Here is a 22,020-nt window from a genome sequence, read left to right on the forward strand (position 1 = left end):
GTGCGGGGATTTACTTAGGTTTACCGGCGTCTAAAAACGCCTGCATCAGCGGTATCAGCACCTTCTGCAGCTGCGCTGCGCGATCCTGCTGCCAGGCAAACGGCGGAGTTTCATCCATATAATTGAGCTGCGCCAGCTCCAGCTGCACCGCCTGCACGCCTTGATCCGGCTGGCCGTAGGCGCGGGTAATATAGCCGCCTTTAAAGCGTCCGTTCGCGATCCAGCTGTAATCGTTTTGCGCATTACACACCTGTTTGATCGCGTTGATCACCGCCGTTGAACAGCTGGCGCCATCATTGGTACCGATGTTGAGATCCGGTAAACGCCCCTCAAACAGCCGCGGGATCACCGAGGCGATCGAGTGCGCATCAAACAGCAGCGCGTAACCATGTTCAGCTTTCAGGCGTGCCAGCTCCTGCTGCAGCTGTTGATGATAAGGCTGCCAAATCGTGTCCAGATAACCCTGGCGTACCTCGGCGCTCGGCGTTTTACCCGGTGCAAAGGTGGGGCTGCCGTCGAACAAAGTTTCCGGATACAAGCCGGTGGTCGCCGTGGTGTAGAGCGGCTGATTATCCGCCGGGCGATTAAGGTCAATGACAAAACGTGAATAGTGACCAATTAACACGCTGGCGCCGAGATCGCGCACAAAATCGTACAGCAGCGGCAAGTGCCAATCGGTATCCGGCAGGCCGCGCGCTGCGTCGCTCAGGCCGGCGTCCACTTCCGGCGTTAACTGCGTGCCGGCGTGAGGAATGCTGACCAGCAGCGGAATCTTACCGGCGGTGAAATGAAAAGGTGTCATTGCGCTTCTCCACGATAAATAACCTGGCACGGCAATTCGCCGCCCAGCCAGTAAACCAGCTCAGCCGGACGCGCCAGCGGCCAGTGAACAAAATTCGCCACCTTGCCCGCTTCCAGCGAACCGTGCGAGTGCTGTAATCCCAGCGCTTTGGCGCCCCACAAGGTCACGCCCGCTAACGCCTCTTCCGGCGTCAAACCAAACAGCGTGCAGCCCATGTTCAACATCAGTCGCAGCGAAAGCGCCGGTGAGGTGCCCGGATTGGCATCGCTGGCCAGCGCCATCGGTACGCCGTGTTCACGGAACAGTGCAACCGGCGGACGCTGGGTTTCACGCAACAGATAAAACGCGCCCGGCAGCAACACCGCCACGGTGCCGTGCTGCGCCATCGCTTGCGCATCCGCTGCGGTGGCGTACTCCAGATGATCGGCGGAGAGCGCACCGTAACTGGCCGCCAGCGCCGCGCCGCCCAGCGCCGAAAGCTGCTCGGCGTGGAGTTTCACCGGCATGCCCAATGCTTTGGCGGCATCAAAGACCGTGCGAACTTGCTCAGGAGAAAAGGCCAAATGCTCGCAAAACGCATCCACCGCATCCGCCAACCCTTCTGCTTTCACCTGCGGTAACAGGCGCTGGCAGATGATATCGATCCAGCCTTGCGGATTGTCTTTAAACTCCGGCGGGAAACCGTGCGCGGCTAAGCAAGTGGCCTGCACATCGGCAGGCACCGTTTCCGCCAACTCACGAATGGCGCGCAGCATGGTCAGTTCGCTGGCTTCATCGAGACCGTAACCGGATTTGATCTCTACCGTGGTGACGCCTTCCGCCAGCAGACGATCCAGCCGCCAGCGCGCACTTGCCACCAGCTCTTGCTGCGAGGCCGCGCGGGTGGCGCGCACCGTGGAGAGAATGCCGCCGCCCTGTGCAGCGATTTCTGCATAGCTCACACCATTAAGGCGCTGCTCAAACTCCTGGCTGCGATCGCCGCCAAACACCAGATGCGTATGGCAATCCACCAAACCGGGCGTGATGATGCCGCCGGAAAATTGGTGCTGTTCACGCGCGGCAAAAGCCGGGCATTCACTGCGTGGCCCCACCCAAATCAGTTTTCCCTGATCGACCGCCAGCGCACCGTCGGCAATCAGATTGTAGTGCCCGTCACGCATCGTAACGATGTCGGCCCCCAGCCACAGGCTGTCGATCTGCTCTGTTTCTGCCATCCCACTCCCCTTCGCGTTCGGCGATTTACACTGCGCTTCAAAGTATGTATATGTATATACAACTTTCCGCCATGCAGGATCAACCATGACAACCTATTTTGCCCCACGCGCACTGCTGGCCGACGGCTGGCATGAGCGCGTGCTGATTACCACCAACGCAGCCGGACAGATCACCCAACTCGCGCCCAACAGCGAGCCCGGCGATGCCACGCGTCTTGCCGGACCGGTGATTCCGGGGATAGCGAATCTGCATTCACACGCCTTCCAGCGCGCGATGGCGGGATTGGCTGAAGTGGCGGGCGATCCGCAGGACAGCTTCTGGACATGGCGCGATTTGATGTATCGCATGGTGCAGCGCCTGTCGCCCGAGCAGGTTGGCGCTATCGCCACGCATCTCTACATCGACATGCTGAAAGGCGGCTACAGCCAGGTGGCGGAATTCCACTATTTGCACCACGATGCGCACGGCAAACCCTACGCCGATGATGCCATGCAGCTGGCACTGATGGCGGCAGCGGAGACCGCCGGCATCGGCCAAACCTTGCTGCCGGTGCTCTACAGCTACAGCGGTTTTGGTTCGCAGCCGGCCAGCGATGGCCAGCGCCGTTTCATTCAGCAAACCGACGCCTATCTGCAACAGCAGCAGCGCGTGGCGAGCTGGAGCGCGGATAAGCCGCTGCTTAATCATGGCATCTGCTTCCATTCGCTGCGCGCGGTAAATGAAGCGCAGATGCACGAAGTATTAGCCGCCTGCCCGCAGGATGTGCCGGTGCACATTCACGTCGCCGAGCAGGAGAAAGAGGTTAACGACAGCCTGGCGTGGAGCGGTGAGCGTCCGGTGGCGTGGCTGCTCAATCGCTTCGCGGTCGATCAGCGCTGGTGCTTGATTCACGCCACTCATCTTGATGACGACGAAATTCAGCGCATGGCGGCAAGCGGCGCGGTGGCGGGATTGTGTCCGACCACGGAAGCCAACCTCGGCGACGGCATTTTCCCAGCGGTGGAGTACATCGCGCGCGGCGGCCGCTGGGGCATTGGCTCCGACAGCCACGTGTCGCTTAGCGCATTGGAAGAGCTGCGCTGGCTGGAGTACGGCCAGCGACTGCGCGATCGTCGTCGCAACCGCATCACCTTGCCCAATCAACCTTCCGTAGGCGATCTGCTGTGGCAACAAGCCGCACAGGGCGGCGCGCAGGCGTGTGGTTTGCCGGCAGGTGAACTGGCGATAGGCAAACGTGCTGACTGGCTGGTGCTGGCTGAAGACGCGTTCCTCAGCAGCGTTAGCAGCACAGCGCTGTTGAACCGCTGGCTGTTTGGCGGCCAGCGCGAACAGATCCGCGACGTGTTCGTGGCGGGCAAGCAGGTGATCAGCGAAGGCCATCATGCGGCAGAAGAGCGTGCAGCAGCGAACTTTGCCGGGGCGATGAGGGCATTACAATGAGCACCCGTTTTGCCTACGACCAGCTTCCGGTAAGCCGCTGGCGCAACGGCGGCGGTGAAACACGAGAAATCGTCAGCTATCCGCCGGGCGACGCGCAGTTTGCCTGGCGCGCCAGCATCGCCACCATCTCCGCCGACGGGCCGTTTTCGCCCTTCCCAGGCATCGACCGCGTGATTACCTTACTTCACGGCGACAGCGTTTTACTTGAGAGTGAACAGGCTCAGCAGCGCTTAACCCCGCTGCAGCCGTGGGCGTTTCCCGGTGAATGGGCGATTGAAGCTAAAATTTCTGGCAGCTGTCAGGATTTCAATATCATGACGCGGCGCGACAGCTGGCGTTCTGCGATAAGCATCGCCCAGGAAACGGTCAGCAGTGAAAACGGCGTGGCGTGGGTATTGGCGGGCACATGGCAAACTGATGCTGAAGAAACGCTGGCGGTGGATCAGGGGATATGGTGGATGGATGAAAAGCTACAGCTGGCACCACAAACGTCGGATGCCAGACTATTATTTGTCACGCTTAACCATGTCCTCTAAAGCGCCCCAGCAACTTATAGCGCGATCCCGGATACAACAGGCGCGCGTAGGTCACAATCTTGTTGTCGCTCCACGTCTGACGACGAATCAGCAGGCACGGCTCATGTTCATCCAGCGCCAGATGCTTACGCTGACGCAGATCCGGCAGCACCGCTTCCACAATATGCTCACCGGCGGTCAGCGGCGCAACGCGCATCAAATAGGTGTACGGCGTCAGCTGATGATAATCCTGGCTGAGATAATCCGGCGCCACCAGCGGATTGACCAAGCGATCCTCCAGCTGTACCGGCAGATCGTTTTCGTAATGCACAATCAGCGAATGGAACAGCGTTTGCCCGGTGGATAACCCCAGCACCGCCGCCTGTTCCGGATCGGCCTTCATCTGCCCAATCGACAAAATCTTGCAGCTGTGACGATGGCCACGCTGCGCGATCTCATCTGCGATGTTGTGCACTTCCAGCATCGCGGTGTAGCCCTTCATCTCCGCGACAAAGGTGCCCACGCCCTGCATGCGCACCAGAAAACCCTCGCTGGTGAGTTCACGCAGCGCGCGGTTAATGGTCATACGACTGACGCCCAGCTCGTTCACCAGTTCACTTTCAGACGGCACGCGCTGGTTGGCTTTCCAGTGACCTTCGCGGATTTGGCTGACGATCGCCTGCTTCACCCGCTGGTAAATCGGCGCAGGCTCATCGCCCATCGCCGCAGCCAGCTGTGCTACTACTGTTTGCTCCGCCATTTCCTGTTCCTATAAAGAATAATGCCCAAAGTTTACTGTCTCAGCCCGTAAATGTATATACATCTAATTGTGCAAGGCGCCCAGTATTGGTGCAGCTTTCGCCCTGCTCCGGTGCAATCCCGCTGCGTTTACACTGCATAACGCGCATTGCGTCGTATTTCACAGAACAAGAACAATCTGGCATAGCGCTTGCTACTTGTATAGACAAGATTAGACACTTATGCTTCACTCATCGCAATCCACGGCAAATCGGACAGCCACATCGCAAAATATCGGCGTCCCATTCATGCCAGATCACTTGTATAGACAGGAGTAGACTATGTCAGGTTCGGTTCAGGAAATTCGCCTCGTTCCCGGTGAAGTGGACCTCGCTACCTTGCGCACCATCTATCAAAGCAAGGTAACGCTCACGTTGGCCGATGAAGCGCGAGCAGCGATTGCGCGTGCCCATGAAACCGTCGATGCCATCGTCGCATCCGGCAAAGTGGTGTATGGCATCAACACCGGTTTCGGCAAGCTGGCGCAGACGCAGATCCCTTCAGCGCGGCTGGCCGAGCTGCAGCGCAATCTGGTGCTGTCGCACAGCGTTGGCCTCGGCGATTTGCTGCCGGACAACGTGGCGCGTCTGGTGGTCGCCACCAAAATTATCAGCCTGGCGCGCGGTCACTCTGGCGTGCGTATCGAACTGATTGAAGCGCTGCTGGCGCTGTTCAACGCCGGTGTAATGCCGTGCATCCCGGAGAAAGGTTCGGTGGGCGCGTCAGGCGATCTGGCCCCGCTGGCACATCTTTCCCTGATGCTGCTGGGCGAAGGTCAGGTACGCGTCGATGGCGAGTTAATCCCCGCGACCGAAGGCTTAGCGCGCGTTGGCCTGCAGCCGATTGTGCTGGGCCCCAAAGAAGGTCTGGCGCTGCTCAACGGCACGCAGGTTTCGAATGCGCTGGCGCTGCGCGGGTTGTTCGAAGCGGAAAACCTGTTCGCGGCGGGCCTGATGGCCGGCGCACTGTCGCTGGAAGCGATTAAAGGCTCGGTGAAACCTTACGATGCGCGGATCCACGAAGCGCGCGGCCAGGTGGGACAGATCAACGTTGCCGCTGCCGTCTCCTCTTTATTAGCTGGCAGTGAAATCCTCGGCTCACACACCCACTGCGGCCGCGTGCAGGATCCCTACTCGATTCGCTGCGTGCCACAGGTGATGGGCGCCTGCCTCGATAACCTGTCGCACGCCGCGCGCGTGTTGCAGATTGAAGCCAACGCCGCCTCCGATAATCCACTGGTGTTCAGCGACAGTGGCGATGTGATTTCCGGCGGTAACTTCCACGCCGAGCCGGTGGCCTTCGCCGCTGATATTCTGGCGCTGGCGATTGCCGAAATCGGCGCGATCTCCGAGCGTCGTCTGGCGCTGCTGCTGGATACCGGCCTTTCCGGTTTACCGCCGTTCCTCGTCAATGATGGCGGCGTTAACTCCGGCTTTATGATTGCGCAGGTCACTGCTGCAGCGCTGGCGTCTGAGAACAAATCGCTGGCGCATCCGGGCAGCGTTGACAGCCTGCCAACCTCCGCTAACCAGGAAGATCACGTCTCGATGGCGACCTACGCGGCCCGCCGCCTCGGCAGCATGTGCTTCAACACCGCCGCTGTGGTCGGCATTGAGGCGATGGCTGCGGCACAAGGCATTGATTTCCATCGTCCGCTGCAGAGTTCGCCGACGCTGGAGCAAGAGATGAGCCGCATTCGCGAGAAGGTGGCCTTCCTCGATCACGACCGTTTACTGGCGCCGGATATCGAATCCATGCGTCTGTGGGCCAGCGCTCCTGCATGGCCTGAATCTCTTACCGCGCTGCTTCCAAGCCAGCGTAAGACTGTTAATTAAGGAATCGATGATGAGCGAAACTTTGACTCAGGCTGTAGCCCGTGAAATCCGTGCGCCGCGCGGTAATGAATTGCACTGCGCCAACTGGTTGATTGAAGCGGCTTACCGCATGATCCAGAACAACCTCGATCCTGACGTGGCAGAACGCCCGGAAGATCTGGTGGTGTACGGCGGCATCGGTAAAGCCGCGCGTAACTGGGAGTGCTTTGAGCAGATCCTGCGTTCGCTGCGCGCCCTGCAGCCGGAAGAGACGCTGCTCATCCAGTCCGGTAAACCGGTGGGCGTGTTCCGTACGCATGCCGATGCGCCGCGCGTGCTGCTGGCTAACTCGAATCTGGTGCCGCATTGGGCCAATTGGGATCACTTCCACGAACTGGATCAAAAAGGCCTGATGATGTACGGCCAGATGACCGCCGGTTCGTGGATCTACATCGGTGCGCAGGGCATCGTGCAAGGTACCTTCGAAACCTTCGCTGAAGCGGGTCGTCAGCATTACGACAGCAATCTCAGCGGCCGCTGGATCCTCACCGCCGGTTTGGGCGGCATGGGCGGCGCACAACCGCTGGCGGGTGTGTTGGCCGGTGCCAGCGTGCTGGCGATTGAGTGCCAGGAATCACGTATCGATTTCCGTATCCGCACCCGCTACGTCGACCACAAAGCCTATACGCTGGACGAAGCACTGGCGCTGATTGATCAGGCCAACAAAGAGAAACGTGCCATTTCTGTTGGTCTGCTGGGCAACGCCGCTGAAATCGTGCCGGAGCTGGTGAAACGTGCCAAAGCGGGCGGCATGAAGCCGGACATCGTCACCGATCAGACCTCAGCACACGATCCGATTAACGGTTATCTGCCGGTCGGCTGGGATCTGGCGCGCTGGGAAGCCGAGCGTGTCAGCAACCCGAAAGCGGTGGAGAAAGCCGCGCGCGCCTCAATGGCGGTACATGTGCAGGCGATGCTGGATTTCCATCACATGGGCGTCCCGACCGTGGATTACGGCAATAACATCCGTCAGGTGGCGCTGGATGAGGGCGTGAAAAACGCCTTCGATTTCCCGGGTTTTGTGCCGGCCTATATTCGCCCGCTGTTCTGCGAAGGCAAAGGCCCTTTCCGTTGGGTGGCGCTGTCAGGTGATGCGGAAGATATCTACAAAACCGATGCCAAGCTGAAAGAGCTGTTCCCGGATCACCAGAATCTGCACCGCTGGCTCGACATGGCGCAGGAGCGTATCGCCTTCCAGGGCTTACCGGCGCGTATCTGCTGGCTGGGTCTCGGCGAGCGCCACAAAGCGGCGCTGGCGTTCAACGAAATGGTGCGTAACGGCGAGCTGAAAGCGCCGATCGTCATCGGTCGCGACCATCTGGATTGCGGTTCCGTGGCGTCACCGAACCGTGAAACCGAAGCGATGAAAGACGGCTCGGATGCGGTATCCGATTGGCCGCTGCTCAATGCCCTGCTGAACACTGCAGGCGGCGCGACCTGGGTGAGTCTGCATCATGGCGGCGGCGTCGGCATGGGCTTTTCACAGCACTCCGGCGTGGTGATTGTGTGTGACGGCAGCAAAGAAGCCGATGCGCGTCTGGGCCGCGTGCTGTGGAACGATCCGGCCACCGGCGTGATGCGTCACGCGGATGCAGGTTACGAATTAGCGCAAAGCTGCGCGCAGGAGCACGGTCTCAACCTGCCGATGCAGAAATAACGTTTCAATTAGCGTTCTCCAATCAGTCCCCTCTCCCGCCTGCGGGAGAGGGTTAGGGTGAGGGACAGCGCGCACCTTTCAACATTGTGCAGCATTCCCCTGATCCCAGCCTTCTCCCGCAAGCGGGGGAAGGAACTTACAAGCCCGTTTGCTATATTCCATTCCGCTATACCCTATAGCCAAATTATTCCGTTCCGCGATAGACGCCGCCATACGCTTGCCACTACAGTAAATACATTATTTTGCAGCTCACGCTGCTAATGGAGAGCCTTACCTTATGAGCCTGCCTGCTGCACTGCTGGAAAACGCCCTCAACTGGCGTCGTCAGTTACACCAACATCCTGAGCTGGGTTACCAGGAGCAGCAGACCAGCGAGCTCGTCGCACAGGTCCTCACCGAGGCCGGATTACAGGTGTTTCGTGGCTTAGCGGGCACCGGCGTAATCGGCACATTAGAGAACGGTCCCGGACCGGTTATTGGTTTGCGCGCCGATATGGATGCGCTGCCGATCACCGAAAAAGGCGCGCCGCAGTGGAAGTCGCAAACAGCCGGCGTCATGCACGCCTGCGGCCATGATGGTCACACTTCTATTCTGCTGGCGGCGGCTTGTCAGCTGGCGGCTACGCGTAACTTCAGCGGCACCATTCACTTCATCTTCCAGCCCGCCGAAGAGAATCTGGGTGGCGCGCGCAAAATGGTGGAAGAAGGCCTGTTCCAGCGCTTCCCGATGGATGCGGTTTACGCCATGCACAACTGGCCGGGCATGCCGGTGGGCACGCTGGCGGTGAATCCGGATGCGATGATGGCGTCACTCGACTCGTTCGAAATTACGCTGCACGGTAAAAGCTGCCATGCGGCGATGCCGGAAAGCGGAGCCGATCCAATGGTGGTCGCCGCCGAACTGATTCTGGCGCTGCAAACCATTCCGTCGCGTCGTCTGTCGCCACTGGCTTCGGCGGTGGTGAGCGTGACGCAGATTCACGGCGGCGAAGCGATTAACGTCATTCCTGAACAGATTGTGTTGCGCGGCACGGTGCGATGTTTGCAGACCGACGTGCGCAATCGCGTGCGCGGTCTGATTGAGGATTTTGTCACGACGTTGCCGCGCCCGTTTGGCGTCAGCGGCGAGATTCACTGGTATCCCGGTTATCCGGTCACCGCCAACCATGCAAATCAAGCCGAACAGGTGCGTGCGGTGGCGGTTGATGTGCTTGGCGAGGCGCAGGTTCACTGGCAGGTGAACCCTTCAATGGCTTCGGAAGATTTTGCCTGCATGCTGCAAGCCTGCCCCGGTGCCTATTTCTGGCTGGGTGCCGATGGCGCAACGCCGTCCGCACCGCTGCATAACGCCAATTACGACTTTAATGATGAGCTGCTGCCGATTGGTATTACCTTCTGGCAGCAGTTGGTAGAGCGCGTGCTGGCGAAAGCGTAAGGGCGGTCGCCAGCAATGGCGGATGCTTGCTCGTGCCGTCGCGGCGCAATTTATTGCGCAATCGCGGGATGGCGACATTGCCGCCATTGAACAGCGCGATTAATCGCGCCGCTACAGCTTGTGTGCGCTGTAAATGAGGCGCTTAATTCAATGGCTTTATTCTTCACATCCCCGCCAGCTGTAACTTCACTTCTGCATCCGCCAGGCTAGCCGATTCACCGGTCGCCATCAAACAACACGCCAGCTGCAAACGCAGCGCCTGCGGCACCGCGCGTTCCCCGGCTAATACCTGATTGATCCACGCGGCGGTGTCCTGTGCGCTTTTGCTTTCCGGCAGTTCCACACTGACTTCCGGCTGGCGCTCAACCCACACTTCCGCTTCTGCACCCGCGCCACGAATGTAGTTAATCGCCGGGCAGCGCTGCGGATTGGCATACACCTCGCCTTCGGTACCGTTGAGCAGAATCGCCGGTGCATCAATATCCTGGAAGAATTTCCCCACGCGCGGCACATATTCCGGATGCGAGACGCTGGCCAGGCGCAGCGCAGCACGTTCGGCAAACGGCGTCGCCAGTTTCGCCAGCGTATGCGCACTGTTACGCACGCCCATGCGCCAGCGCAGCGACAGCTGTTGCGCCATTGGCGCACACAGATGGTCGATGGTGATAAACGCCAGTTCGCCGTTATCCAGCTTCGCCTGCGCCTGTGCGGCGGAGGTGACAGGCGCGATGTCCAGCGCTGCCAGCACCGCTTCGGTGGTGATGCGCGTAGGATCGTCGCTGACGCCGTGCAGCAGCACCGGAAAGCCCAGCTTCACCAGCAGCAGCGCCAGCAGCGGCGTCAGATTGCCCTGACGGCGCGCGCCGTTGTAACTGGGAATGACAATCGGCATCGGACGGTTAGCGGGTGCCTGCAACGGCATCATCTGCTGCTGCATCGCGTGATAAAAACCGCGCATCTCCTCTTCGCCTTCGCCCTTGATGCGCAGCGCAATCAGCACGCCACCCAGCTCCAGCTCCGGCACGTCACCGGCCAGCATCGCGCTGTAGAGCGCCTGCGCGGTGGCGAAATCGATATCGCGCGCGTGATTTTTACCGCGCCCAATCTCTTTAATAATTTTATTCAGTTCCATCAGGCATTCCCGCTTCCAGGGCGCGCCGCCGTGCGGCTGCCAAAATTGATCGTTAGATTTTCTTACTGCGACGTTTTTTCGTCTTGTCACTGCTGGCTTCCGGCATCGGCGGTTGCTCAATCGGGAACACCGGTAGCGCGGCCAGCAGTCGGCTGCCATAGGCTTTGTTGAGCAGGCGGCGATCGTAAATCACGATTTCGCCAAAGCAGCTGTGGCTGCGAATCAAACGTCCTACCTGCTGAATCAAGGTAAAGGAGGCGCTCGGCAAGCTCTGCACTTCGAACGGATAGCGTTTCAGGCTCTTCAGCCATTCGCCCTCGGTCAAAATTACCGGACTGTCCACCGGTGGAAAAGCGATTTTATGGATATGCACCTGCGACAGCAGATCGCCTTTCAAATCCAGCCCTTCGGCGAACGATTGCAGCCCGACCAGAATACTGATTTTACCGGCTTCGACGCGTTCCCGATGCAACGCCACCAGGCGCGAACGCGGCTGATCGCCCTGCACCAGCATCGACAGGCGCAGATCAGGAATATGTGCGACAAACTGCTGCATCGCGCGGCCGCTGGCGAACAGCACCAGCACCCCTTTGTGCTTCTCTTCGGCGATCTGCTGGCGGAAAAAGCGCGCCATCTCGGCAATGTGCTCCGCTTCCTGCGCCATCTGCGGCTCAAACTGCATCTGCGGAATCACCAGCTTGCCCTGGTCGATATGGTTAAACGGTGAATCCAACGCCACAAAGCGGTCGCCGGCTTTCTCGCTCAGGCCGGACATCTCCTGCAAACGGTTGAAGCTGTTGAGCGATCGCAAGGTGGCTGACGTCACCACCACATGCGGGATTTTGCGCCACAGGATTTTTTCCAGCTGATCGCTCACGCGAATGCCCGCGCAGTGGAACAGCAGATGCGCCTGGCCTTCACGAATCTCACGCGTAATCCACTTCGACACCGGCGCATTGGAAGCTTTCTCCATCGCCGCCAGCCGCCACAATTTGCTAATCGACTCGAACCAGCCGAAGTGGCGATTGAGCTGAATGATAGCTTTATGCAGCCGCATGATATCGGCTTTCCCGGTTTGCTCGCCCAACTCGTTGAGCAGGCCTTCGCTTAAGCCGCGCAGCGCGTCACTCAGCTTGAACAGCCGCGCGCACAGGCTCAACAGCTCTTCCGGCAATTCACCCAGTACAAAGCGGAACTCGCCCGGCTGATTATGGCCCGGCAGCAGCGGATTGAGCGCATCGCACAGGATCTGCAGCAGCTCGCGCATTTCATCGCAGTGACCTTTCAGGCGCTCCGGGTTGGTGAGCGGCGGCGGCGATTTTGGGCGGAACTGCGCCATGATGGTTTCCACCAGCCGCACAAACAGATCGAGCTGCAAACTGCTCCAGCCGGGCGTGATCTCCGCGCTCATCTCCAGCGCATCGCGCGCCACTTCCGGCAGATGATGGCCTTCGTCCAGCACCAGCATCAGGTTTTTCGCCGGTGGCAGCACCGATTCATTCTCCATCGCCGCCATCACCAACGCATGGTTGGCGACCACCACATCCGCCTGCTCAATTTCGCGACGCGCGACAAAGAACGGGCATTCACGATACCAGCGGCAGTGATGGCCAAGGCAGTTGGCTTTGTCGGTGGAGAGGCGTTGCCACAAGCTGTCCTCGATGTTGACATCGGTGTGATCGCGCAAGCCATCCCAGCGGTAGCTACTGAGCTGCTTCTCTAGCTTGGCGCAGAATTTCTGCTCCTCTTTCGAGCCGGTGACCGCCTCTTCATCCAGATAGAGCAGCAAATCGCCCTGCTGATCTTCGGTCGCCGCAAGCGCCGCAAGGTTGCGCGGACAAACATAGCGTCCACGGCCAAAGGCGGCGGTAAAGGTGAGATCGGGGATGATTTTCTTCAGCAGCGGCAGATCCTTGCTGAAGATCTGGTCCTGCAACGCCACGTTGGCGGTGCTGATCACCAGCCGCTTCTCCTCGGCGCGGCTCACCGCAATGCCGGGAATCAAATAAGAGAGAGTTTTGCCGACGCCGGTGGGCGCTTCAATCGCCAGATGACGACCTTCGTCACCGGCCAGACTTTTCGCCACTTCGGCAATCATCTGGCGCTGCGGCGCGCGCGGGATAAAGTCAGGAACCTGCTGCTGCAGCGCCTTATACCATTGCGCAATCTGGCTTTTTATCGCTGCTGTCAGGGCCATTTTCGTTACTGTTTGCTGAATTGGCCTGTATTTTTACACAGTATTGGCGCAGCGTCAGCTTTCGCTGCTATTTTTTCGCGCTGGATTCAGAATTTCACGCATCGCGCGGATTAAGGTTTCACGCGCGCGCCCACGGCGGAACGCAAAAGAGAAAGGCGCGCGGAAGTGGAAATGGTGCGGCAGCAGGCGGCGCAGCGTGCCCTGCAGTTCCCCGCTGCGCGCGTAGTGTTCGGGCAAATAGCCAATGAAGCGGCCAGAGAGAATCAGCGTCAGCTGCGCTTCGATGCTCTCCACTGAAGCGTTGCTCTGGCGGAAGCCGCGCTTGTTCAGCTCCTGCTGATTCCAGTAACGCCGCGTCACCATGCCGGTTTGCTGCACGGTGCGCACATCCGGATGGCCCTCAGCCAGCGGATGTTGCGGGCTGCAATAGAGCCAATGCTGTTCTTCGTAAAGCGGAATAGTCACCAGATTGCTGGCGCGCAGCGGAAAGTGCCCAATCGCCAAATCGAGCCGATCCTCCAGCAACTGCTGCTGCAACTCATTGGGATCGCGCACGCTCAGATTAAAGAACACCGCCGGAAAGCGCTGGTTAAAGCGGGCGATAGCGGCAGGCAGATCCAGCGTGCTATCGGTGACGGTGGCGTCCACCACGCCAAGCGAGAAAGTGCCGCCTTGCGCGCTTTTCAGCGTCTCAACCTGCTCCTGCCAACCCGCCAGCGTCGCCAGCATCTCCTGACAGTAGCGATAAAACTGCTCGCCTTTGCTGGTCAGGGTAAAGCCGCCGCGCCCGCGCTGACAGAGGATAAAACCGAGCTGGCTCTCGAGCTCGCTCATGTAGGCGCTGATGGCCGGCGTGGTCATGTTCAGCGCCTGCTGCGCGCGCGAATAGCCCTGATTTTCCACCACGCTGGCGAACACCTGCAGCAGTTTAAGATTGGGAAGCGTCTGCACCGATTTTCCTTCAGAGATTGCTGACTAAAGTTAAGTAATCTCTGAAGTGATTATCGGCTGTCAAGGATTTTTCCGGCGCGCGGGCTGGGTAATGATGGGTTTTACCTGACTGAAGGAGTGCGTGATGACCGATTTCCCCCAGCCGCAAGGCGGCAACGAAATGCCCCGTTTCGCCGGACGCGGCACCATGATGCGTTTACCCGCCGCTGAATCACCGGCCGATTTGGATGTGGCGTTCGTCGGCATTCCGCTGGATATCGGCACCTCGCAGCGCAGCGGTACGCGCTATGGCCCACGCGCCATCCGCGCCGATTCAGTCATGCTCCGACCCTACAACATGGCCACCGGCGCCGCGCCCTTTGATTCGCTGCGCGTCGGCGATCTCGGTGATGTGCCGATCAACACTTACAGCCTGCTGAAATCAGTCGATATCATTGAAAACTATTATACCGAGCTGAATAACTGGCCGATTATCCCGTTAACGCTGGGCGGCGATCACACGCTGACGTTGCCGATTTTGCGCGCGCTGGCGAAGAAGCATGGGCCGATGGGGCTGATTCACATTGATGCCCACACCGACACCAACGACGAGATGTTTGGCGAGAAGATCGCGCATGGCACCACGTTCCGCCGCGCGGTGGAAGAGGGCCTGCTCGACTGCCAGCGCGTGGTGCAGATCGGGCAACGTGCGCAAGGCTATGCCGCCGATGATTTTCAGTGGGGCGTCGATCAGGGCTTCCATCTGGTGCCCGCCGAGCAGTGCTGGTATCGCTCCATGACGCCGCTGATGGCCGAGGTGCGCGCGCGTATCGGCGACGGCCCGGTGTATCTCTCTTACGACATCGACAGTTTCGATCCCGCGTGGGCACCCGGCACCGGCACGCCGGAAGTGGGCGGTTTAACCTCGATGCAAGGGCTGGAGATCGTGCGCGGCTGTCGTGGACTCAATCTGGTGGGCGGCGATCTGGTGGAAGTCTCGCCGCCGTACGACATCAGCGGTATGACCTCGCAGCTGGCGGCCAATATCCTTTATGAGATGCTGTGCGTGTTGCCCGGCGTCCGTTACACAGAGAACAAGTGATGACACAACAGAATCTGGTTTTCCCGGCGCGCGTGCTGCGCGGTGCGGGCGTGATCAACCAATTAGGCGCGATCTGCGCCGGACTGGGACAGCGTGCGCTGCTGATTGGCGGCCATCAGGCGTTGCAGGCAGTAGAAGCGCAGGTTCGCGCGCAGCTGCTGGCGGCCAATGTCACGCTGTTAGCTCAAGAGTGGTTTGGCGGTGAAACCTCGATCAATCAGATCAACCGTCTGGCGGCGATGGCCAGCGAGCTGCACGCCGAGGTGCTGATTGGCGTGGGCGGCGGTAAATCGCTGGATACGGTGAAAGCGGTAGGCGCCCAGCTCGGCGTGCCGGTGATCACGCTGCCAACCATCGCCGCCACCTGTTCCGCGGTGACGCCGCTGAGTATTCGCTATGACGATAACGGCAATTTCTTCGACATCTTCCCGCTGCCGCAGGCACCGGCGGCGGTGATCATTGACAGCGAGCTGCTGGCTAAAGCGCCCGCCCGCTGGCTGGCCGCCGGGCTGGGCGATACGCTGGCGAAGTGGTACGAGTTCCGCGCGGTCAGCGCACGTCATCCGGCACGCGAGGGCAATGCGCTCTCGTCACTGGCGCACAGCCAGATCTGTTATGACGTGATTGGTGAACATGGACCGGCAGCCTATGCCGCAGTGCTGCGTGGTGAGAGCAGCGCGTCGCTCGATCAGGTGCTGGATGCGATCTTCACCTGGGCAGGATTAACCTCGCTAATGAGCAATGGCGCACACGCGGCGGCTTCGCATGCGATTTATGAAGGCTTTACCTTCTGCGATAAAACCCGCGAGTTTGGGCACGGCTTGCTGGTCGGCTTTGGCAACCTCTGTTTGCTGGCGCTGGAGAACCGCACCGATGAGGAAGTGCTGGATGAGATGCGCCTGGCGCGCGATTGCGGCGTGCCGCTGACGCTGAGCGAGATTGCCGCGCTGGATGAAAGTGAGCTGGCACTGATTGTGCGCGAATCGGTGCATGCGCCGGATATGGAGAACATGGCCGAAGCAGTGACCGAAGCGCGCTTGCTGGCAGCGATAGCGCGGATTGAGGGGTTAGCGGGCAGGGTTTAGTTTGTGCTCGCTGTGGCTTGAATGTGCTCGCTGTGGTTTGAATGTGCACGCTGTGGTTTGAATGTGCACGCTGTGGTTTGAATGTGCTCGCTGTGGTTTGAATGTGCTCGCTGTCCCCCTCCTCGGTCCTCCCCCATAAATGGGGGAGGAAGATGCTGCCACATATTCGTTCTGAAGCTGCATGTGGCAGCGTCTCCTTCCCCCATTAATGGGGGAAGGCCGGGATGGGGGACAGCGAGCACACGCCAAAAGGGGAAAATCACCCAATCCCCAACAACCCCACCACTTCCCGCACATCCGCCACTTCATCCAGCTCCAGACACACCGCCTCGAGCCGTTCGACCTGCTCCAGCGGCAATACGCGCGCGGCCAAACTGCGGTATTTCGCCAGCAAGGCATCCAGCGTGAGCGGATTGGTTGGCGCGCCTGACGGCACCGGCACATGCTGCTGCCACTGCGCGCCCTGCCCGGTTTCCAGCCGCACCCACGGCTCGTCGTCGCGGCTCTGCTGCTCATCGATCACCAGCTCAATACGTGCCAGCAACGCTTCCACATCGGGATGCAGGCGTTTGGCGTCGTCATAACTGGCCAGCTCCGCCGAGCCGTACAGCGCGCGCGCCGCCAGCGCATACGGCAGGCTCATCTGCGCCGCCGCCAGGCTGTGTAACTCGCGTCCGCCGCACATCTCCAGCAGGAACGGATTAACGCCCACCACGATGCGCGCAATCTGCTCTACCCGCACATCATGCTGTTGCAGCAGGATTCCCAGCGCATCAATAGCCGCGTGGGTGCCACGGCACGAAGCGTAGGGTTTGATTGAGCAGCGCGCCAGTTTCCATACCTCACCGAGATCGGCCGTCAAGGCCTGCGGCTGCTGGGTTTCAGCCGCTAAGGTTTGCAGGAAGCCGCCCCAGCGCGGTTCAAACACCGCTGAAGGGCCGTTGATACCGCTTTGTGCCAGCAGCGCGGCCTGCACGCCGCCTTCTGCTGCGCGCGCGGCATGCAGTTTTTTGGTGTGCGATCCGTCGTGAATAAAGCCCCACAAACCGCCGCTGAAGCTGGCGGCAATGCCCAGCGCAGACGCACACTGCGCGCGGTCGAGCTGCAGCAGCGAACACACCGCCGCCACCGCACCAAACACCCCGCAGCTGGCGGTAGAGTGCCAGCCTGCGCCGTTGTGCGCCGAGTAACCGCCGCAGGCTTCTAACACGCGGCGGCCGACGTCATAGCCGATCACCATCGCCACCAGCAGCGCTTGCCCGTCCACCGGCTGCGTCGCCAGCGGCAAAGCCGCCAGCAGCGCCGGGATCACCACCGCACCGGAGTGATCGCAGCCGCCGGTATCGTCGAGTTCATACATGTGCGCCGCCACACCGTTCAGCCACGCCGCCTGACGCGGACTGGCCTGCTGCGCGCTACCCCAAATCTGCGCCTGTTCGCGGCCACCTTCGGCCTGCACCAGCGCCAGACACTCGCGCCAGATCGGGCTGTCGCAGCCCGCCAGCGAAGCACCGAGCGTATCGAGCAGATGGCGTTTCGCCTGCTCCACCAGCGGTTCAGGCAGTTGTGCAAAACGCGTCCCGGCGATAAAGGCCGCCAGTTGATCAAGCGAGTTCGCCATGCGCACCTCCAGTGATGCGGGTAAACACCTCCGCCGGATGGCAGACATCGTTATCCGGCTGCGTCTGCCAGTGCGCCGCCGCCTGCTCAGCGGTGGCAATCCACACATTGTGCTGTTGCAGCATGTCGAGCAGCGCCCGCAGCAGGCCAATACGTCCGGCGGTGCCGATGATTTCCGGATGCAGGCGCAGCAAGTAGCACAGGCCAAAGCGGTGGAAGCCGTGGAAATCCTGCGTCATATTCGCCAGGGTTTCGCCATACGGCGCGATGCGCGATTGTCCCGGCGGAATAGCCGGGCTGAGGTTAAAGGCGAAGTACGGCTCATCTTCCAGCGTGTAGTGCATCGGCAATTCCACCAAACGCGTACCGGGATGGAAATACGGCATATCGTCGCCGCGCCAGCTCGATGACCATTGAATGCCGCGTGCGATCAACGCCTGCGCCAGTCCCGGTTTCCACTGCCCGGCGGGCGTGCGGAACCCCGTGATTTTGCGTCCGGTTATCTGCGCCAGCTTGTCGCAGCCGCGCGTCACGCTGGCGATCTGCTGCTCCAGCGTCAACAGCGAGAAATCTTCGTGGCTATCGCCGCTGCAGGCGATTTCATGGCCGCCGGTCACGATGCGCTGCACCAGTTCCGGCTGCTGTTCGGCGACAATCGCGGGCATACACCAGCTGGCTTTGAGCTGCTTTTCTGCCAGCAGCGCCAGCAGGCGATCGACGCCGCGCAGTGTGCCGTAGCGCCACACCGACAGCGTTTTATCGCGCCCCGCCACTGCCGGAGCCTGAGTGAGAATGCCGTGAATATCGTTGAAATCGATGGTGAGGATCGCCGCCGACTGGAAACCCAGCGGCCAGCGTGAAGGTTCAGTCATGCTGTTGCTCCTGCAAATACCACTGCGCCACCGCGTCGCAGCGCGCAAACCAAACGTCATCGCGCGCCGTCATATGTGCAAACAGCTGTTCCAGCAGCAGCAAGCGTCCCGGCTGGCCGGAGATTTTCGGGTGGAACAGCGTGGTGAGGCACAAGCCTTCATCCATCGCGCCATCGAACTCGCGCTGCCAGTTATCACGCGTGTGCGCATAGCTGGCGATGCGGTCGCCGCCTTTGGGGAAGTCGGGCTGGCGCGTGTAGGCCAGCGAGGCGTAATTATCCATCTCCCACTTACCGGGGATCTCCACCAGCGGCGTATGGCCCGCCACCGGAATGCTGTAGGGGCGATCGTCGCCGCGCATGCTGCTGGAGTAGATCACGCCCGCGTCACGCAGGATTTGTGGCGTTTCCGCATGCCAGTCGCCCGACGGCGTACGAAAACCGCAGGCGGTGATGCCCAGATGCTGGTGAAAGACTTCAGCGGATTTCGCCATGACTGCGCGCTGTTCATCCGGTGAAATCGCCCAAAAGGATTCGTGGCGATAGCCGTGATAGGCCACTTCGTGGCCCTGTTCGATAATCGCCTGACACTGCTGCGGCCACTGCTCCACCACCCACGCCGGCACAAAGAAGGTGGCGGGAAGGTGGAAGGCGCGCAGCAGGTCAAGCAGACGCCCGAGCGCGCGGTACGGCCCGTAAGCCCCAAAGGTAAAATATTCTGGCGTTGACCACAGGCTGCCATTCAGCATGGCATCGCCGGTGGGACCGTCGAGGTCAAACGCCAGCGCCATACAGCCGCGTTTACCCTGCGGCCAGCGCACTGCGCCCGGTTGTTGCATCTGCGCGCTCCTTAGCCCTGGTTGACGGTCGCCTTCGCCACGCCGTTGTCTGCCAGACCCCATTTGCCGAGGATTTTCTGGTAAGAGCCATCAGCAATCATCGCGTCGATCGCCGCCTGAATCGCGGTGGTCAGCTCGCCCGCATCTTTACCAATCGCCATGCCGGTGTACTGGAAGGAGAAGGCTTTATCCAGCGCCTTATATTTGCCCTTTTCCAGATCCATGATGTACGGCAGCGTTTCACTGCCCTGCACCACGCCATCCAGACGGTTCTGACGCAGCTGGGTGCGCGCATCGGCGGTGCCTTCAGCACCTACCACAATGATCGCCGGCTTACCGGCCGCTTCACAGTGCGCTTTTGACCAGTTGGCAATCTCCTGCGGGAAGGTGGTGCGACGGCTGGTACCGACTTTCTTACCGCACAGATCCATCGCGCTGTTGATGTCGCTGCGCGCGGATTGGGTGTAGAACTGCGGGCCGGTTTTGAAGTAATCGATAAAGTTCACCACCTGCTGACGCTCTTTGGTGTCCGTCATGCCAGACATCACCAGATCGACGCGCCTGGTCACCACCGCGTTCACCATCTGTTCGAAGGCGATCTCCTGCCAGTTGATCTTCACGCCGAGTTTTTCACCAATCGCCTGGCCGAGGTCGTAATCCACGCCGGTCAGCTGGTTGGTCGCCGGATCTTTAAAATCCATTGGCGGATAGTTCGGCATGATCGCTACCGTCAGCCCTTTCTCTTTGATCGCCGCGGGTACGGCGATGTCTGCCCAGGCAGAGGATTGCAGCAATACGGCGGCACTGATGGCACTCAATAACAGCTTTTTCATATTCACCCCGGTAATGTTTAAAGAAGAATCGCGTTAATAAAGTTTTTCATCCGTGGATTTTGCGGGTTCAGCAGAATGTCTTCCGGTGCGCCCTGCTCGATAATCCGTCCCTCGTCCATAAACACCACCTGATTGGCCACCTCACGGGCAAAGCCCATTTCGTGGGTGACCACCAGCATGGTGGTGCCCTCTTTTGCCAGCTGACGCATCACCGCCAGCACTTCGCCCACCATCTCCGGATCCAGCGCCGAGGTGGGTTCGTCAAACAGCATCTGTTTGGGTTTCATCGCCAGCGCACGAGCAATCGCCACGCGCTGCTGCTGGCCGCCGGAGAGCGACTGCGGATAGTCGTGCGCTTTGTGCGCCAGACCAACGCGATCGAGCAGCGCCATCGCCTCTTCGCTGGCTTCGCGCCTTGGGCGCAGCAGCACGCGACACGGCCCTTCGATGATGTTCTCCAGCGCGGTTTTGTGTGGGAACAGGTTAAAACGCTGGAATACCATGCCGGTTTGCAGGCGCTGGCGCGCAATCTGCTTGTCGCTTAGCGCATGCAGCTTGTTACCGGCGATGCGATAGCCCGCCAGCTCGTTGTCGACCCAAATTCCGCCTTTATCGACCTTCTCCAGCTGGTTAATGCAGCGCAAAAAGGTGCTTTTGCCGGAACCGGATGGGCCGAGGATGCACATCACCTCGCCGTAGTTCACTTCGAGGCTGACATCCTTCAGGGCGTGGAACTGGTCGAAATATTTGTTCACCTTAACGGCGCGCACGATGTTTCTCATGTTGGGCTCCTGATTACTGACGCTGACGATGGCCGCGTGAGAAATAACGTTCCAGTCGGCTCTGTCCAAACGACAACACCGTGACCACAATCAGGTACCAAATGCCTGCCACGAACAGTAGTTCCATGACGCGCGCGTTGGCGAAGTAGATGGTTTGCGTGTTGTAGAGCAGTTCGGAGTACTGAATCATGCTGGCGAGGCTGGTGGTTTTGATCATGCTAATAAATTCGTTGCCGACCGGCGGCAGAATCACGCGCATCGCCTGCGGCAGAATGATGCGCTGCAGCGCCTGCAGACGCGGCATGCCGATGGCTTTCGCCGCTTCGTATTGCCCGGTATCCACCGACAGCAGGCCCGCGCGCACCACTTCCGAGGTGTACGCGCCCTGATTGATGCTCAAACCGAGCAGCGCGGCGAGAAACGGCGTCATGATGGTGACGGTTTGCACGCTGAACACGCCGGGAATGCTGATGGTGGGAAACACCAGCGCGAGGTTAAACCACAGCAGCAGCTGCAGAATCAGCGGCGTGCCGCGAAAAATCCACGCGTAGCCCACGGCGATGTAGTGCAGCACCGGATTCGGCGACATGTACATGATGGCGGTGATGACGCCAAACAGTACGCCGAGCCCCATCGCCAGCACCGACATGATCAGCGTGTTGACCACGCCGTTAAGAATCGCCTGGGCGGTAAAGAACTGGCCGACAAACGACCATTCGATATTGCCGTGCGCAAAGGCGTTTACCAGCAGCGCCAGCAGCAGCAGAATCACCGCCGACGCGGTGATACGGCCGTAGTAACGGCGCGGCACCACTTGGTAACGATCGAGATCGTAATGCGTCTGCTCGCGGCTGTTGTTCAAACCCGGCTCAATCGGCGTTGATTGCGACATA

At 60.1% G+C, this 22,020-nt stretch carries 19 protein-coding genes; 7 read left to right on the forward strand and 12 right to left on the reverse strand.

The window, feature by feature from the left end; genetic code table 11:
* Positions 1-10: 10 nt before the first annotated feature.
* Together hutG and hutI are read right to left on the reverse strand one after the other, a co-directional pair.
* A complete protein-coding gene (gene hutG, locus ACVLVH_RS09565; protein ID WP_312463828.1) occupies positions 11-802 on the reverse strand; it encodes an N-formylglutamate deformylase in 792 nt (263 codons plus the stop codon).
* Positions 799-2,016 carry an imidazolonepropionase gene (hutI, locus tag ACVLVH_RS09570; RefSeq protein WP_192413938.1) on the reverse strand — a complete coding sequence of 406 codons (1,218 nt, stop codon included), beginning with the start codon at positions 2,014-2,016 and terminating at the stop codon, positions 799-801. The genes hutG and hutI overlap by 4 nt, the downstream gene beginning before the upstream one ends.
* 85 nt (positions 2,017-2,101) lie before the next feature.
* Here hutI and ACVLVH_RS09575 point away from each other — a divergent pair, with 85 nt between their 5' ends.
* Both ACVLVH_RS09575 and ACVLVH_RS09580 read left to right on the forward strand, forming a co-directional pair.
* Positions 2,102-3,457 carry a formimidoylglutamate deiminase gene (locus tag ACVLVH_RS09575; protein ID WP_312463829.1) on the forward strand — a complete coding sequence of 452 codons (1,356 nt, stop codon included), beginning with the start codon at positions 2,102-2,104 and terminating at the stop codon, positions 3,455-3,457.
* Positions 3,454-3,993: a HutD/Ves family protein gene (locus ACVLVH_RS09580; RefSeq protein ID WP_312463830.1), complete on the forward strand. Its 540-nt coding sequence runs from the start codon at positions 3,454-3,456 to the stop codon at positions 3,991-3,993. The genes ACVLVH_RS09575 and ACVLVH_RS09580 overlap by 4 nt, the downstream gene beginning before the upstream one ends.
* Here ACVLVH_RS09580 and hutC read toward each other — a convergent pair.
* Positions 3,977-4,732, reverse strand: a complete 756-nt coding sequence (gene hutC / locus ACVLVH_RS09585) for a histidine utilization transcriptional repressor HutC (RefSeq protein ID WP_312463831.1) — start codon at positions 4,730-4,732, stop codon at positions 3,977-3,979. The two genes, ACVLVH_RS09580 and hutC, sit on opposite strands and share 17 nt — an antisense overlap.
* A 319-nt stretch (positions 4,733-5,051) precedes the next feature.
* Here hutC and hutH point away from each other — a divergent pair, with 319 nt between their 5' ends.
* The 3 genes from hutH to ACVLVH_RS09600 all read left to right on the forward strand — a co-directional run bounded on the left by hutH (position 5,052) and on the right by ACVLVH_RS09600 (position 9,736).
* On the forward strand, positions 5,052-6,605 hold the full coding sequence (hutH, locus tag ACVLVH_RS09590) for a histidine ammonia-lyase (RefSeq protein ID WP_309835390.1): 1,554 nt from the start codon (positions 5,052-5,054) through the stop codon (positions 6,603-6,605).
* A 10-nt stretch (positions 6,606-6,615) separates the two neighbouring features.
* The gene (gene hutU, locus ACVLVH_RS09595) at positions 6,616-8,301 is read left to right on the forward strand and encodes a urocanate hydratase (RefSeq protein ID WP_192413984.1); all 1,686 of its coding nucleotides are present in this window, start codon (positions 6,616-6,618) and stop codon (positions 8,299-8,301) included.
* A 277-nt stretch (positions 8,302-8,578) separates the two neighbouring features.
* A complete protein-coding gene (locus tag ACVLVH_RS09600) occupies positions 8,579-9,736 on the forward strand; it encodes a M20 aminoacylase family protein (protein ID WP_309835394.1) in 1,158 nt (385 codons plus the stop codon).
* Positions 9,737-9,899: 163 nt separating this feature from the next.
* Here the strand turns inward: ACVLVH_RS09600 and ybiB are convergent, their stop codons facing one another.
* Genes ybiB through ACVLVH_RS09615 form a run of 3 tightly spaced genes read right to left on the reverse strand, consistent with a single transcriptional unit; the run spans position 9,900 to position 14,016 of the window.
* Entirely contained in the window at positions 9,900-10,868 is a 969-nt protein-coding gene (ybiB, locus tag ACVLVH_RS09605; protein ID WP_309835397.1) for a DNA-binding protein YbiB, read from the reverse strand.
* Positions 10,869-10,920: 52 nt separating this feature from the next.
* Complete coding sequence (gene dinG, locus ACVLVH_RS09610) at positions 10,921-13,065, reverse strand: ATP-dependent DNA helicase DinG (protein ID WP_101763133.1); 2,145 nt, start codon at positions 13,063-13,065, stop codon at positions 10,921-10,923.
* Between the two features lie 54 nt (positions 13,066-13,119).
* Positions 13,120-14,016: a LysR family transcriptional regulator gene (locus ACVLVH_RS09615; protein WP_192236574.1), complete on the reverse strand. Its 897-nt coding sequence runs from the start codon at positions 14,014-14,016 to the stop codon at positions 13,120-13,122.
* Between the two features lie 124 nt (positions 14,017-14,140).
* Here ACVLVH_RS09615 and speB point away from each other — a divergent pair, with 124 nt between their 5' ends.
* Both speB and ACVLVH_RS09625 read left to right on the forward strand, forming a co-directional pair.
* Complete coding sequence (speB, locus tag ACVLVH_RS09620) at positions 14,141-15,097, forward strand: agmatinase (protein ID WP_225614530.1); 957 nt, start codon at positions 14,141-14,143, stop codon at positions 15,095-15,097.
* Positions 15,097-16,182, forward strand: coding sequence for an iron-containing alcohol dehydrogenase family protein (locus ACVLVH_RS09625; protein WP_192413944.1), 1,086 nt, complete (start codon positions 15,097-15,099; stop codon positions 16,180-16,182). The genes speB and ACVLVH_RS09625 overlap by 1 nt, the downstream gene beginning before the upstream one ends.
* Positions 16,183-16,441: 259 nt before the next feature.
* Here the strand turns inward: ACVLVH_RS09625 and ACVLVH_RS09630 are convergent, their stop codons facing one another.
* The 6 genes from ACVLVH_RS09630 to ACVLVH_RS09655 are packed head-to-tail and all read right to left on the reverse strand — an operon-like array spanning position 16,442 to position 22,019.
* Positions 16,442-17,803: an MmgE/PrpD family protein gene (locus ACVLVH_RS09630; RefSeq protein ID WP_192413946.1), complete on the reverse strand. Its 1,362-nt coding sequence runs from the start codon at positions 17,801-17,803 to the stop codon at positions 16,442-16,444.
* On the reverse strand, positions 17,787-18,674 hold the full coding sequence (locus tag ACVLVH_RS09635) for a polysaccharide deacetylase family protein (protein ID WP_277974676.1): 888 nt from the start codon (positions 18,672-18,674) through the stop codon (positions 17,787-17,789). The genes ACVLVH_RS09630 and ACVLVH_RS09635 overlap by 17 nt, the downstream gene beginning before the upstream one ends.
* A complete protein-coding gene (locus ACVLVH_RS09640; protein WP_498949296.1) occupies positions 18,667-19,512 on the reverse strand; it encodes a polysaccharide deacetylase family protein in 846 nt (281 codons plus the stop codon). Before ACVLVH_RS09640 ends, ACVLVH_RS09635 begins: the two co-directional genes overlap by 8 nt.
* Positions 19,513-19,523: 11 nt before the next feature.
* Positions 19,524-20,345 carry an ABC transporter substrate-binding protein gene (locus ACVLVH_RS09645; RefSeq protein WP_137385435.1) on the reverse strand — a complete coding sequence of 274 codons (822 nt, stop codon included), beginning with the start codon at positions 20,343-20,345 and terminating at the stop codon, positions 19,524-19,526.
* A gap of 17 nt (positions 20,346-20,362) precedes the next feature.
* Positions 20,363-21,127 (reverse strand): amino acid ABC transporter ATP-binding protein, encoded by a 765-nt coding sequence (locus ACVLVH_RS09650; RefSeq protein WP_498949298.1) that lies wholly within the window; start codon positions 21,125-21,127, stop codon positions 20,363-20,365.
* 13 nt (positions 21,128-21,140) lie between these two features.
* Positions 21,141-22,019, reverse strand: a complete 879-nt coding sequence (locus tag ACVLVH_RS09655) for an amino acid ABC transporter permease (RefSeq protein ID WP_101763141.1) — start codon at positions 22,017-22,019, stop codon at positions 21,141-21,143.
* Position 22,020: the final 1 nt, after the last annotated feature.

The organism is Kluyvera sp. 1366 (assembly GCF_054823405.1).

Coding starts and splice junctions, on each gene's coding strand:
- ACVLVH_RS09655 (WP_101763141.1), bottom strand. CDS start 22,019: ATGTCGCAATCAACGCCGATTGAGCCGGGTTTGAACAACAGCCGCGAG.
- ACVLVH_RS09600 (WP_309835394.1), top strand. CDS start 8,579: ATGAGCCTGCCTGCTGCACTGCTGGAAAACGCCCTCAACTGGCGTCGT.
- ybiB (WP_309835397.1), bottom strand. CDS start 10,868: ATGGAACTGAATAAAATTATTAAAGAGATTGGGCGCGGTAAAAATCAC.
- dinG (WP_101763133.1), bottom strand. CDS start 13,065: ATGGCCCTGACAGCAGCGATAAAAAGCCAGATTGCGCAATGGTATAAG.
- hutU (WP_192413984.1), top strand. CDS start 6,616: ATGAGCGAAACTTTGACTCAGGCTGTAGCCCGTGAAATCCGTGCGCCG.
- hutH (WP_309835390.1), top strand. CDS start 5,052: ATGTCAGGTTCGGTTCAGGAAATTCGCCTCGTTCCCGGTGAAGTGGAC.
- ACVLVH_RS09580 (WP_312463830.1), top strand. CDS start 3,454: ATGAGCACCCGTTTTGCCTACGACCAGCTTCCGGTAAGCCGCTGGCGC.
- hutI (WP_192413938.1), bottom strand. CDS start 2,016: ATGGCAGAAACAGAGCAGATCGACAGCCTGTGGCTGGGGGCCGACATC.
- ACVLVH_RS09645 (WP_137385435.1), bottom strand. CDS start 20,345: ATGAAAAAGCTGTTATTGAGTGCCATCAGTGCCGCCGTATTGCTGCAA.
- ACVLVH_RS09635 (WP_277974676.1), bottom strand. CDS start 18,674: ATGACTGAACCTTCACGCTGGCCGCTGGGTTTCCAGTCGGCGGCGATC.
- hutC (WP_312463831.1), bottom strand. CDS start 4,732: ATGGCGGAGCAAACAGTAGTAGCACAGCTGGCTGCGGCGATGGGCGAT.
- ACVLVH_RS09630 (WP_192413946.1), bottom strand. CDS start 17,803: ATGGCGAACTCGCTTGATCAACTGGCGGCCTTTATCGCCGGGACGCGT.
- hutG (WP_312463828.1), bottom strand. CDS start 802: ATGACACCTTTTCATTTCACCGCCGGTAAGATTCCGCTGCTGGTCAGC.
- ACVLVH_RS09575 (WP_312463829.1), top strand. CDS start 2,102: ATGACAACCTATTTTGCCCCACGCGCACTGCTGGCCGACGGCTGGCAT.
- ACVLVH_RS09625 (WP_192413944.1), top strand. CDS start 15,097: ATGACACAACAGAATCTGGTTTTCCCGGCGCGCGTGCTGCGCGGTGCG.
- ACVLVH_RS09640 (WP_498949296.1), bottom strand. CDS start 19,512: ATGCAACAACCGGGCGCAGTGCGCTGGCCGCAGGGTAAACGCGGCTGT.
- speB (WP_225614530.1), top strand. CDS start 14,141: ATGACCGATTTCCCCCAGCCGCAAGGCGGCAACGAAATGCCCCGTTTC.
- ACVLVH_RS09650 (WP_498949298.1), bottom strand. CDS start 21,127: ATGAGAAACATCGTGCGCGCCGTTAAGGTGAACAAATATTTCGACCAG.